This is a genomic window from Streptomyces sp. 4F14 (genome assembly GCF_048159485.1).
Lineage (GTDB): Bacteria > Actinomycetota > Actinomycetes > Streptomycetales > Streptomycetaceae > Streptomyces.
The window spans coordinates 1-12,191 of the sequence record NZ_JBLRVY010000035.1; the positions used below are offsets into that span (position 1 = coordinate 1).

General features: G+C 73.1%; 14 protein-coding genes. 10 read left to right on the forward strand and 4 right to left on the reverse strand.

Translation table 11 applies throughout. From position 1 onward, the window contains the following. The 6 genes from ACLZOT_RS41450 to ACLZOT_RS41475 all read left to right on the forward strand — a co-directional run. The coding region (locus ACLZOT_RS41450; protein WP_416974496.1) for a hypothetical protein at positions 1 to 135 on the forward strand (135 nt) is incomplete at its 5' end. A gap of 168 nt (positions 136 to 303) precedes the next feature. Beyond that, positions 304 to 690, forward strand: coding sequence for a luciferase family protein (locus ACLZOT_RS41455; protein WP_416974383.1), 387 nt, complete (start codon positions 304 to 306; stop codon positions 688 to 690). Positions 691 to 809: 119 nt separating this feature from the next. After that, complete coding sequence (locus ACLZOT_RS41460) at positions 810 to 1,205, forward strand: LPXTG cell wall anchor domain-containing protein (protein ID WP_416974384.1); 396 nt, start codon at positions 810 to 812, stop codon at positions 1,203 to 1,205. After that, on the forward strand, positions 1,202 to 1,870 hold the full coding sequence (locus ACLZOT_RS41465) for a class F sortase (RefSeq protein WP_416974385.1): 669 nt from the start codon (positions 1,202 to 1,204) through the stop codon (positions 1,868 to 1,870). The genes ACLZOT_RS41460 and ACLZOT_RS41465 overlap by 4 nt, the downstream gene beginning before the upstream one ends. Positions 1,871 to 1,965: 95 nt before the next feature. Continuing rightward, positions 1,966 to 2,487, forward strand: coding sequence for an RNA polymerase sigma factor (locus ACLZOT_RS41470; protein WP_416974386.1), 522 nt, complete (start codon positions 1,966 to 1,968; stop codon positions 2,485 to 2,487). Beyond that, positions 2,471 to 2,998: a hypothetical protein gene (locus ACLZOT_RS41475; protein WP_416974387.1), complete on the forward strand. Its 528-nt coding sequence runs from the start codon at positions 2,471 to 2,473 to the stop codon at positions 2,996 to 2,998. Before ACLZOT_RS41470 ends, ACLZOT_RS41475 begins: the two co-directional genes overlap by 17 nt. Positions 2,999 to 3,023: 25 nt before the next feature. Here ACLZOT_RS41475 and ACLZOT_RS41480 read toward each other — a convergent pair whose 3' ends face one another. The 4 genes from ACLZOT_RS41480 to ACLZOT_RS41495 form a co-directional block, all read right to left on the reverse strand. After that, positions 3,024 to 3,905 (reverse strand): RNA polymerase sigma-70 factor, encoded by an 882-nt coding sequence (locus tag ACLZOT_RS41480; RefSeq protein WP_416974388.1) that lies wholly within the window; start codon positions 3,903 to 3,905, stop codon positions 3,024 to 3,026. 18 nt (positions 3,906 to 3,923) lie between these two features. Next, positions 3,924 to 5,081, reverse strand: a complete 1,158-nt coding sequence (locus ACLZOT_RS41485) for an NAD(P)/FAD-dependent oxidoreductase (protein ID WP_416974389.1) — start codon at positions 5,079 to 5,081, stop codon at positions 3,924 to 3,926. A 73-nt stretch (positions 5,082 to 5,154) separates the two neighbouring features. Continuing rightward, positions 5,155 to 5,463 carry a hypothetical protein gene (locus tag ACLZOT_RS41490; RefSeq protein ID WP_416974390.1) on the reverse strand — a complete coding sequence of 103 codons (309 nt, stop codon included), beginning with the start codon at positions 5,461 to 5,463 and terminating at the stop codon, positions 5,155 to 5,157. Positions 5,464 to 5,949: 486 nt separating this feature from the next. Then, a complete protein-coding gene (locus ACLZOT_RS41495; RefSeq protein WP_416974391.1) occupies positions 5,950 to 8,115 on the reverse strand; it encodes an MMPL family transporter in 2,166 nt (721 codons plus the stop codon). A 225-nt stretch (positions 8,116 to 8,340) separates the two neighbouring features. Between ACLZOT_RS41495 and ACLZOT_RS41500 the strand changes: the two genes are divergently transcribed. From ACLZOT_RS41500 to ACLZOT_RS41515, 4 genes are all read left to right on the forward strand, one after another. Continuing rightward, a complete protein-coding gene (locus ACLZOT_RS41500) occupies positions 8,341 to 9,765 on the forward strand; it encodes a sensor histidine kinase (protein ID WP_416974392.1) in 1,425 nt (474 codons plus the stop codon). Then, positions 9,740 to 10,411, forward strand: a complete 672-nt coding sequence (locus ACLZOT_RS41505; RefSeq protein ID WP_416974393.1) for a response regulator — start codon at positions 9,740 to 9,742, stop codon at positions 10,409 to 10,411. Before ACLZOT_RS41500 ends, ACLZOT_RS41505 begins: the two co-directional genes overlap by 26 nt. Positions 10,412 to 10,553: 142 nt before the next feature. Then, complete coding sequence (locus ACLZOT_RS41510; protein WP_416974394.1) at positions 10,554 to 10,937, forward strand: winged helix-turn-helix transcriptional regulator; 384 nt, start codon at positions 10,554 to 10,556, stop codon at positions 10,935 to 10,937. 118 nt (positions 10,938 to 11,055) lie between these two features. Further along, positions 11,056 to 12,159 (forward strand): MDR family NADP-dependent oxidoreductase, encoded by a 1,104-nt coding sequence (locus tag ACLZOT_RS41515; RefSeq protein WP_416974395.1) that lies wholly within the window; start codon positions 11,056 to 11,058, stop codon positions 12,157 to 12,159. Positions 12,160 to 12,191 lie beyond the last annotated feature (32 nt).

The following is a 12,191-nucleotide window of genomic DNA, read 5'->3' on the forward strand; positions in this document are numbered from 1 at the left end:
GCCGAGCGTCTGCCGGCCGCGTTGTTGCAGGGGCAGCGGGACTACTTCGGGGCGCACACGTACGGGCGGGTCGACAATCCGGGTGCGTTCCACACGCACTGGGCGGACGCCGAGCGGCCCGAGACCGGCGAGTAGTACCCGGGTAGTACCTGAGGCCGACGCCTCGTAACTGACGTGCGGTGATGGACTGTTGGGCCACGGTGTGCATGCGTACCGTGGCCCTCCGTTCTTTTTCACCTCACGGCGAGGTTACGGAACACTCAACCTCTGGTAGCGGGGCGGTTATCCGGCGACGATGGGAGCATGACACCGGCCGAGCGCGCCCATGAGCGACTGGCGAACTGGCCCGACCTCACGACGGTGACAGCCGCGTGCGGTACGGGTCCCGCCCTGCGTTCCGCGCACAGCGAGATCGTCCACTTCCACTCCGCGCACGAGGTGGACCTCCACCTGACCGGCCAGGCCATTCACCGGCTCTCCCGCGATCTGCGCGCCTCCACGGCCATCCGCCTGCTCCCGGGCTCCCGTTGGGTCACGGTCCACCTCGACTGCGACTCGGACGTCGACCTGCTCATCAGTCTCGTCAGCATGGCTCTCCAGGCGCACCAGGCGGCCGTACCGGAGGAGCTGGGCCCACGCTGCAATCTGCACCGGGTGATGCTCGTACCCAGGGACGAGCCGTTGGTGTAATACCCACCGACCCACCCCCGGACCGGCTTTGCCATCTCTTTACAACTGGTGTCCCTCCTGTCTCGTCTCTCCGCTCGATTCCACCCCGCCCGGGTGGACCGAAGAAGGAGAGCGAACAGATGCGTCGTACTGCTCGTGGTGTGCTGGGGGCCCTGGTCCTCTCGGGTGTGGTCGTCCTGACGGGGGCGGGGGCCGCGGTCGCCGAGACGCCCACTCCGGTGCCGACCGTCGCCGAGGCGCCCAGCCCCGAGCCGAGCGCCGTGGACTCGACCAAGGCGCCGAGTGAGCCGAGCGCGGTGCCGTCCGTCGTGGACTCGACCCAGGCGCCCGCGGACGAGCCGGCCACGGGCTCCGGTCAGGTGGCGGTCGTGCCCAAGGGGGCCGCCGACACGGGGGTGGGTGAGTCGGGGTCCGGTTCGTCGTCCACGACCCTCGTCGGGGTGGGCGCCGCGGCCGTGCTGCTCGCCGGGGGCGGCTTCGTCGTCGTCCGGCGCCGGCGGGCGACCGAGGAGTGACCGTGCTGTCCAGGCGGGGGTTCGCCGTGGCGGGGCTGGGGGCGCTGCTCGTGGGGTGCGGGTCGAGCGGGGAGGGGGTGAGGGTGTCCCAGGACGACGGTTCCCCGGGGAAGGTTCAGGCCGCGGGGGACGGGGGTCCTGGGGGCGCCTCGAAGGGGGGCACCTCCAAGGCGGGTACTACGCCGTCCGGGTCTTCCCGGTCCGGCGGTCGCGCCGGCCTCGTACCCGTAGCTCTCAAGGTGCCCTCCATCGGGGTCGACACCTCGCTGCTCTCCCTCGGTCTCGCCTCGGACGGCACGGTCGAGGTGCCGCCGGTCGTCGCGCACGACCAGGCCGGGTGGTACCGGTACTCGCCCTCGCCCGGGCAGACCGGGCCGGCCGTGATCCTCGGGCACGTCACCGTCGGGGAGTACGGGGACGGCGTCTTCCGGCGGCTCACCGAGCTGAAGCGGGGGGACGAGATCGTCGCCCGCCTCGCCGACGGACGCGAACCCGTGTTCCGGGTGACGGCGGTCCGGACGGTCGCGAAGTCGGCGTTCCCCACCCAGGAGGTGTACGGGGATACCGCGCGCCCGGAGCTGCGGCTGATCACCTGCGGGGGGACCCGTACCGGCGAGGGATACGCCGACAACGTGATCGTGTTCGCGGAACTGAAGCGGGGGTGAGGGGCGGGGTGGGAGGCAACCTCCGTCGTAGTACCACCGTCCTCCCACCCGGCTCACTCCCCGGACCTACTACCCCTCACATCCCCTGGAGAGCGTTGAAACGCCCCCGATCCCTCAGCCGGTCTCGCGCACGCTCCCGTGACGAGGCCGCGTCGGAGCTGTTCACGGCGTTGTATCCGCGGCTGGCGGGCTGGTGCCGGCGGCTGGTGGACGACGACGAGACCGCGCACGAGGTCGCCTCGGAGGCGTTCACGCGCCTGTGGTCGCGGTGGACGAAGGTGGAGGAGCCCCAGGGCTTCCTGTACGTCACCGCCGCGAACCTGGTCCGGGACCACTGGCGCAAGGTCGAGCGGGAGCGCCGGGCGATGCGGCGGGCGCAGACCGAGGAGGCGTTGCGGCCCGCGCCGGAGCAGGGCGACCCGTCGGTCATGCTGCTCGTGCAGGCCCTGCCCGAACGCCTGCGCGTCCCGATCCTGCTCCACTACTACGCTGACATGCCGATCCGGCAGGTGTCCGCCCTGACCGGACGCAAGGAGGGAACCGTCAAGGCCGACCTCCACGCGGCTCGCGAGCTGCTCCGCGCCCACCTGAGGAGAAGCCTTGACCACACGCTTTGACGCCGACGACAGCGCGGACGACCGCCAGGAGGACCCGCTCGTCGAGCTGTTGCGCCCCCCGGCGGCCCATCTCCCTCCCCCGCCGGGCCACTTCACCGCCCTGCGCCGCAAGTCCCGCAACCGCAAGGCGCGTACGGTCCTGGCGGCGACGGCGACCTGCGCGGCGGCGCTGCTGATCGCGCTGCCGCTGACGTCGTCGTCCTCGGCTCCCCCGGCGCGCAAGGCCCCGCCGATGGCGCCGCCGCCGTCGGCCGAGCCGTCTCCCCGGGCCTCCACGGTCCCCACGCCCGGCCCCTCGACGGCGGACACCGAGCCCCCGGTGCGGGACTCGACCCCCGGGCCCGGCGAGCGGGACACGGAGCCCTCCGGGCGGGACGACCCGACGCCGACCCCGTCGGTCGTGGACTCCCCCTCCACCTCGGAGAGGTCCCCGGACCCGGCCTCGAAGGAGTCACCGGCCCCCTCCGCCGTCCCCACGATGGCCGACCAGGTGGCGGACCCGGCGCCCTGACGACCGCCGGGTCCGCACGGCGCGGCTACGGCAGGCCGATCGTCGTGCCCGCCGCGAAGCCCGTCAGCTTCTCCGGGTTGCGGACGTAGTACATGCCGTCGATCAGGGAACCGGCGAGCCGGAACGCGATCACGCCGTCCAACTCGCCGTCCAGGTGCAGCGCGAGGGCCGGGGCGCCGTTGACGACGGTCGGGTGGGAGGTGAGGACGCCGCTCCTCGCCTGCGTGGAGAAGATGAAGCGGACGATCTTCTCGGGGCCCGACACCGGTACGCGTGCGGCCTGTTTGATGCCGCCGCCGTCCGTCAGCAGGACGACGTCCGGCGCCAGGACGTCCAACAGCCCTTGCGGATCACCCGAGTCGAGGGCCGCGCGGAACGCGTCCACCGCCGCCCGCGCCGCCCCCGGCGAGACCGTCTGCCGGGGGCGGCGGGCGTCCACGTGCTGCCGGGCGCGGTGCGCGATCTGCCGTACGGCGGCGGGGGACTTGTCGACGGCCGCCGCGATCTCGTCGTACGGCACGTCGAAGACCTCCCGCAGCACGAACACCGCGCGCTCGGTCGGCGACAGGGTCTCCAGGACCAGCATCAGCGCCATCGACATGCTCTCCGCGAGCTCGACGTCCTGTGCGACGTCCGGGGCGGTGAGGAGGGGCTCGGGGAGCCACGGGCCGACGTACGACTCGCGTCTTCTCGACAGGGCGCGCAGGCGGTTGAGGGACTGGCGGGTGGTGATCCGGACGAGGTACGCGCGCACGTCGCGGACCTCGGCCAGGTCGACCTTCACCCATCTCAGCCAGGTCTCCTGGAGCACGTCCTCGGCGTCCGCCGCCGAGCCCAGCATCTCGTAGGCGACGGTGAACAGGAGGTTGCGGTGCGCGACGAAGGCGTCGGTGGCGGGGTCGGTCATCGGAGTGCCTCTTCTCGTTCAGCGGGCGGTGGCCGGCTCGGGCCGACGGCCATCCTCGACGAGGCGCGCGGTCTTGCGGAACTTCCGCGCCTCCAGAGTGAGTTGCCACACCGTGCTACGGCACACGAACTCCTTGACGCGCGCTCCCGTACGGCCCTCGACGTACAGCTTCTTCGCCGTGTCGTCGCGCTGCGAGAACTGGAACATGCCCGCCCTGCGGCCCAGGCTGAGGCACTGGCCCGCGAACGCCACGTCCACCGGGGCGGGTCGGGTGCCCTCGATGCGGCTCAGCACCGTCTCCGCGGCGCGCGGGCCGAGTTGGACCGCCGACTGGCAGCCCATCCGGTACGGCTGTCCGGCCGGGGCGGCCGAGTCGCCGGCCGCGACGATCCGGTCGTCGTCCACGCTCGTCAGGGTCTCGTCCGTGAGGAGGCGGCCCAGGGTGTCCGTCGACAGGCCGCTGCGCGTCGCGAGGTCGGGGACGGCGAAACCCGCTGTCCAGACGGTGAGTTCGCTCGGGATCTCCCGGCCGTCCGCCAGCCGTACGGCGGTCCGCGTGACCTCCGCCGCGCTCGCCCGCTCCAGGACCGTCACGCCGAGGGACGTCAGGCGTGCCGTCGCCGTCCGGCGGGCCTTCGGGTGCAGGTACGGGTTCAGGGCCTCGCCGCAGACCAGGGTCACCGTCCTTCCCTGCTCGGCGAGTTCGGCCGCCATCTCGATACCGGTGGCTCCGCCGCCGACGACCGTGACCGGAGCGTCGGGGGCGGTCTCGGCGAGGCGCTCGCGCAGCTTCCCGGCGTCCTCGAAGGTGGCGAGCGCGTACGCGAACTCCCGTACGCCGGGGATCTGTTGCCCGGCGCCCGTGCTGCCGACGGCGTACACGAGGTAGTCGTAGGCGAGGGTGCCGCTCTTGTGCGTCACCACGGCCTGCCGCGCCGCGTCGATCCGGTCCACCGAGTCCACCAGCAGCTCCACCCGGGCGTTCAGGACCTTCCGGTACTCCGTGGTCGCGGGGTGCGTGTCCGCCGCCAGCTGGTGGAGCCGGATGCGCTGCACGAACTCCGGCCTCGGGTTGACCAGGGTCACGTCGACGTCGCCGCGCTTCATCAGCCGGTTCGCCGCCATGACCCCGGCGTAGCCGCCGCCCACCACGACCACCTTGGTGTTCTCGTTCACTGTCGCTCCTCCGCTCCAGGGGTTCGGCCACAAGACACCGGGTCCACGGAGGTTGTGACAGGAGTGACGCGGATCACAACTCCGCGGCGAGCCTCTCCAGGGCGCCGCGGATCATGTCGCCGTACGCATCGGGAGCGAGCGCGTCCAAGTACCCCCGCCCCTGGGCGACATGACTCCGGGCCCGGTCCAGATCCCCCGTCTTCCGGTAACTCTCCGCCAGATTCAGATGCAACGACGGATAGAACCCCCTGATCGCCAACGCCGAGTGATGCGCGAGCACACACCGGTGAAACGCGTCCCCACCTTCCCCGATCTCCTCCCACAACGCCGCGAGCCTCACGGCGTCCCTCGCCTGCACGGCTTCCTGGATGCGCTCGATCACTGGGGCTCCTCTGGGCCGATGGTGGATGCGGGGAAGGGTAGGGGGGAGGACTGACAACGGGCGCCGGGGACTTGGGCCTCGCCCAACGTCCGCCGCATGCCGGGCCCCGTCGGGGACGTACCGAATCCGGGTCGGACCCGTGTGTCCGCCCGGCCGCGGGGCTGCGGGCACTGCGGGGTCCCGGCATCAGCCCGCCGGCTCCACCCGGTGCCCCGACACCGCTGATCCGGGGCCGGCTTCTCCAGGGACTGCGGGAGATCGCCGCCCTCCTGCCGCCCGGTCACCCCGTCGACGCGGGCGCGCGAGCCGGGATTCACCGATGTCGGAGCGCTCGCTGAAGCGGGCCCCGTCACCGGGTTCTCCCCTCGGCGGGCCGTCCCGCCGTTCACAGAGCGAAGCCGAGAACTCGGGGGCGACGGCGATCGACGGCAACGCCGCTGGGCCCCGCGACCGCAGCATCGGCACGCCCCGTCCCCCTCCGCCCCCTCACCCCCTCCCCGGCCGCTCGATCGACACCTTCGGCAACCGGCGGGCCAGCAACGCCGGTAGCCACCAAGCCCGTTCGCCCAGGAGTTGCATCGTTGCCGGGACGATGAGGCAGCGGATGAGGAGGGCGTCCAGGAGGATCGCCACCGCTAGGCCGAGGCCGAATTGCTGGAGCATGCGGTCGGGGCTGAGGACGAAGGCGCCGAAGACGGCCATCATGATGGCCGCGGCGGCGGTGATGACCTTGCCGGTGGAGGCGAGTCCTTCGCGTACGGAGCGGGAGGGGTCGCCGGTGCGGGTCCACTCCTCGTGGATGCGGGAGACGAGGAAGACCTCGTAGTCCATGGAGAGGCCGAAGACGATGGCGAAGATGAGGGCGGGGATGAAGGCTTCGACGGGCCCGGGTTCCGCGCCCAGCCAGCCGTGCTGGAAGACCAGGGTGACGACCCCGAGCGCGGCGGAGATGGACAGCAGGTTGAGGACGGCCGCCTTGACGGGGATCCAGATGGAGCGGAAGACGAGCAGGAGCAGGAGCGAGGAGACGCCGACCACGACGGCCACGAACAGCGGCAGCCGCGCGGCGAGCGTCTCGGAGACGTCCTGGGACGCGGCGGTGGCCCCGCCGACCAACACCTCGGCGCCGGTGGCGTGTTCGAGGGGCGGGGCGATGTCCTCGCGCAGCCGGTGGACGAGGTCGACGGTGCCCTCGCTCTGCGGCGAGGTCGCCGGGTAGACGAACACGGTGGACAGGGCGCCGTCCTCGGAGGGCAGCGCGGGACTGGCCTGGGCGACACCCTCGGTCACGGCGAGTTCGCCCCGTACCGCCTCCCCCGCCGCCCGGCCGCCCTTGACGAGGACGACGAGGGGCCCGTTGAAGCCGGGCCCGAACCCCTCGGCGAGGAGGTCGTACGCGTGCCGGGACGTCGTACCGGCGGGATCGTTGCCGGAGTCGGCGAAGCCGAGGCGCATGCCGAGGGCCGGCGCGGACAGCGCGAGGAGCGCGAACGCCCCGACGAGCAGCGTCGGTACGGGCCGGCACTGGACGGCCCGTGCCATGGCCCGCCACCGGTCGCCCTCGGCCTTCCTGCCCTTCCCGGCGTTCCCGGCCCGCTGCTTGAGGACATGGCGTTGGATGCGCGCCCCGCACAGCGCGAGGAGCGCGGGCAGCAGGACGAGCGAGGCGGCCATGGTGACGAGGACGGTGACGGCGACCGCGAGCGCGATGCCCTGGAGCGAGCCGAGCCCGAGGGCGACGAGGCCGAGGAGGGCGACGATGACCGTGCAGCCGGCGAAGAAGACCGTCCGCCCGGCCGAGTCGAGGGCCGTACGCCCCGCCTCCTCGGGCCCTGCGCCGGCGAGGAGTTCGTGACGGTAGCGGTAGAAGATCAGCAGCGCGTAGTCGACGCCGACCCCGAGGCCGACGAGCATCAGGATGGGCGGCGTGAAGTCGGCGACGGTGAACAGGTGCGAGGCCAGCGCGGTCAGCCCGATCGCGCCGCCGACCGCGAACAGCGCGGTGACCAGCGGCAGCGAGGCCGCGAGCAGGGAGCCGAACAGCAGCACGAGGATCACCAACGCGGCCCCGATCCCGGCGAGTTCGGCGGTCGGCGCCTCCTGCTCCTGCGCGCCCCGCGCGGCCTCGCCGCCCACCTCGACCCGGAGCTGCCCGGTGGCGACGCTCTGCGCGACGTCGATGATCTCGGCGACGTCCTCCTTGGGCACCTCCTCCGTCTTGCCGTCCAGCGTGACGGTCGCGTAGGCGATCGTGCCGTCCTCGGACACCGCGGACGCGTCCGCGAAGGGGCTGCGTACGTCGGCGACGCCCGCCAGGTGCCGTACGTCGGCGAGCATCGGCTCGATGCCGGCCCTGGCTCCGGCGACGCCGTCCGGATCCTCGAAGACGATCACCACGCTGTCGCCGGACTGGTCGCTGCCGTGCTTCTCGAACAGGTCCGTGGCCGCCTGGGAGTCCGTGCCCGGCAGGGAGAAGTCGTTGCGGTACGCGGAGCCAGCCGCCGTCGAGCCCAGCGTGATCGCGGCCACGACGGCCGGCCACAGCAGGACGGCCGTCCAGCGGTGGCGCTGCGCCCAGCCGGCCAGGGCGCCGAACCGTCCGACGGGGGGTGTCTCCTCGGGCGGTGGGGCGAGGGTTCGGGGTGACGACACGGTGCCTGCCTAGGGTTCGTACGGGAGTTGCCTGGCGCCGTCCCGGTGACGGCCCGCCCTCGATCGTGCTGGCGGGCCCCGGGGCGGGGCGTCGGCCCACGGCTGACAGTCGGCCGGCCACGCCGTACCCCAGCGGATGTACGACCCTGAGGGCCGCGTACTACCTCAGTACTCACCCTTGGGAGGGACCCCCGCTGCCGTGCACGGCGTGGGCAGAATGAGGCCGTGTCCCGCTTCGACCTCACCCGGCTCCCCCTGCCCGCCGAACTCGCGCTCGCCGGGCTCGTGTTGGTGCTGGCCGGGGTCGCCGAGGGGCAGCGCCTCGGCTCCGGGCCGGACGCGTCCGTGATCGGCTCCTGGCTGCTGGCCGTCGCGGTGTGCGGGGCGCTGCCGCTGCGGCGGGCGTATCCGGTGGCGGTGGGGTGGTGCACGGTCCTCGGGACCGGCGCGTATCACCTGCTCAGCAGCGTCGACGGGCCCCTCGTCGTGATTCCGGTCGCCGCGCTGTACACGCTGGCCGCGCGGGGGCGTACGCGGGTGGCTGTCGCCATGGCCTCGGTCATGGTCGTCGGGGTGGGGGCGGGGGCGGTGGCCTCCGCCGGGGACGTCACCGGGACGGCCGTCTTCATGCTGGCCGGGTGGCTCGTCGCGGTGGTGGCGCTGGGCGCGATGCGGCACGGGCGGGTCGCCTATGCCGAGGAACAGGCGCGGTCGCGGGCCACTCGGGAGCGGCTGCGGATCGCCCGCGAGGTGCACGACGTGATCGGGCACACCCTGTCGATGATCCATGTCCAGGCGTCCGCGGCTCTGCATCGGCGGGGGAAGGATCCGGGGCAGGCGGTGGAGGCACTGGCCGCGATCAAGGAGGGGAGCCGGGAGGGGTTGCGGGAGTTGAGGGGGACGCTGGGGGTTCTGCGGCAGGTCGATGAGGGGGTGCCGGGCGGGTCGGGGGCGGGGCTGGGGGTTTTGCGGCAGGTCGGCGAGGAGGCGCCGGGCGGGTCGGAGGCGGGGCTGGGGGCGGGCCGGCTCGGCGAGGAGGACGTGATCATGCCCGTGCCGGGGCTGGCGCGGCTCGACGAGTTGGTCTCGTCGGCCGGGCGGGCGGGGGTGGCTGTGCGGGTCGAACGCAGCGGTTCCCTCTCGCCATTGCCTCCGGCCGTGGACCTTGCCGCCTACCGGATCGTGCAGGAGTCGCTGACGAACGCCGTCCGGCACAGCAGGGCGGGGCAGGTGGTCGTCGAACTCCGGCAGGGTGAGGGGGAGTTGGAGGTCGGTGTCACTGATGGCGGGCGGGGAGTGGGCTGGGGTGGGCTGGGGGACGACGCGGGGCGGGCCGGTGCCGGGCAGAGCAGCGGGGGCCCGGGACGGCCCGGAGGTACGCCGGACACCGGACAGGACGGCGGGGGCTCGGGGCGGGCCGAGGGCACGCCGGACGCCGGGGCCGATCGTGGCGTTGCGGCGCGTACGGCCGGGGGTGTTGCCGGTAGCGGGATCGCCGGTATGGCCGAGCGGGCGCGGGCGCTCGGTGGCACGCTGCGTGCCGGGCCCGGGCCTCTGGGCGGGTTCGTCGTGCGGGCCCGGCTACCGTTTCCGGAACTGTCCGAACCGACTGTCGGAGCAGCCGATGATCAGGATCCTGCTGGCGGATGACCAGCGCCTCGTACGCGCCGGGATCCGCGGCATCCTCGACGACGAGGACGACCTGACCGTGGTCGCCGAGGCCGCCGACGGGCACGCCGCACTCGCCGCCTGCCGCGAACTACGCCCCGACATAGCCCTGTTGGACATCCGCATGCCCGGCATGGACGGCCTCGAAGCGGCCCGCCGCATCGCCGGGGACGAGCGGCTGACGGAGGTACGCGTGGTCATGCTGACGACGTTCGACCTCGACGAGTACGTGTACGGCGCCCTGCGCGCCGGCGCCACCGGCTTCCTCGTCAAGGACACCGAGCCGGCGGAACTCCTGCACGCGGTACGGGTCGCGGCGCGCGGCGATGCCCTGATCAGCCCCTCCGTGACCCGGCGCCTCATCGCCGAGTTCGCGGCCCGCCCGGACCACACCCGCACCCCCGACCAGCGCCTCTCCCTCCTGACCCGCCGCGAGCACGAGGTCATGCGCCTGATCGCCGCCGGCCGCACGAACGACGAGATCGCCGCGCATCTGGTGCTCTCGCCGCTGACCGCGAAGACCCATGTCAGCCGGATCATGGCCAAGTTGGGGGCGCGCGACCGGTCGCAGGTCGTGGTGATGGCGTACGAGTACGGGATGGTCAGCCCCGGTTGGCTCACGGAGTGACGGGCGGGACACGTCGCGTACGGGGGCGTCCCGGTCCGTGAAGTCGGGGGCTCGGCCGGGGTGTTTGGCCCGGCCGCGGCGGCTCGGCGACCATGGGGAGACCGCCCACGGCCCGGAAGCGCCAGGAAAGACAGGGGACTTGATGGGGACCAAGCAGGAACTCCAGGACCTGCCCGAGCATGCCGACCTCCGGCGGGCCGACTCCCTCGCCCGGGAGATCTTCTCGGACGTCGCGAACAAATGGGCCCTCCTGATCATCGAGACCCTCGGCGAACGCACCTTGCGGTTCAGTGAGTTGAGGGACCAGGTCGAGGGGATCAGCCACAAGATGCTCACGCAGAACGTACGGATGCTGGAGCGCAACGGCCTGGTGGAACGGACCGTCCACCCGACGATCCCCCCGCGCGTGGAGTACACCCTCACGGAGCCGGGGCGGGCCCTGCGGACGACGGTGGATGTGATGTGCGAGTGGACGCAGCGGTATCTGGGGGACATCGAGGAGGCGCGGGGGCGGTTCGGGGAGTGAAGTGCCTTACGGGGGCTTGCTCTTGACGGCCGCGTTCGGGGGCTTGCCCCTGACCCTCACGTCAGGGTTTACCGTCTCCGCGCCCGGCCCCACCGCGCCGCCTTGAGGAGACCCCCTGATGCCCACGACCACCCGCGAAGTCCGCCTCGCCACCACGCCCCGAGGGCTCCCCGTCCCCGGCGACCTCGCCGTCGTGGAAACCCCCCTCCCCTCCCCCGGCCCCGGCCAACTCCTCGTCCGCAACCGGCACTTCCTCGTCTTCGCCGGTCTCCGTACCCTCCTCGGCGGCGCCGCGAAGGACACGCCCGTCCCCGGCCTGCACCCCGGTGACACGCTGTACGGCCCGGCGCTCGGCGAGGTCGTACACGCCCCCGACGCGAGCCCGCTACGCCCCGGCGACCTGGTCACCCACCCCCTCGGCTGGCGCGAGTACGCCCTCGTCCCGGCAGCCCAGTGCGCCCCCGTGGACCCGGCGTTCCCGGACCCCGTGGCCCACCTCTCCTCCGGGGCGACGGCGTACGGCGCGCTCACCCGCCTCACCGGCGTCCACCCGAACGACACGGTCCTCGTCACCGGCGCCGCGGGCGGGGTCGGCTCCCTCGCGGGCCAGCTCGCGCGGCTGCTGGGGGCGGGCCGGGTGATCGGCACGACGGGGTCGGCGTGGAAGGCGGAACGGCTCGTGACGGAGCTGGGGTACGACGCGGTGGTGACGGGCGACTCCTGGCGGGGCTCCGGCGAGCGGGGGGCGGGGTACGACGCGGGGGCGGCCGGCGATTCCCGGCGGGGCAACTCCGCCGAACGGCATGGGGAGTTCGCGGCGCGGCTCCGTGAAGTCGCGCCGGACGGGGTCGATGTCGTCGTCGACACGGTGGGCGGCGCCCAGCTCGCCGGTGCGCTGGAAGTGGCCCGGCGTGGGGCGCGGTTCGCGTTGGTCGGGGCGTTGGCGGGGCAGCTCGCGGAGGAGGGGGGCGGGGGGAGTGCGCCGGTGGAGATCGACGGGTTCGGCATCGTCCTCAAGGGGCTGTCCATCAGGGGGTACCTCGGCGCCGACCACCCCGATGTCGAGGCGGAGTGGACCGAGCGGTTCGCCGCGTGGCTGCGGTCCGGCGAGATCCGGTTCCCGCTCACCGTGACCTCGGGCATCGACCAGGCCCCGCAGGCGTTGCGGAAACTCATCGAGGGACGACAATTCGGTACGGCGGTGGTGGAGTTGACCCGGTAGCCACCGAACCCGGCGAACACGGAGAACACGGC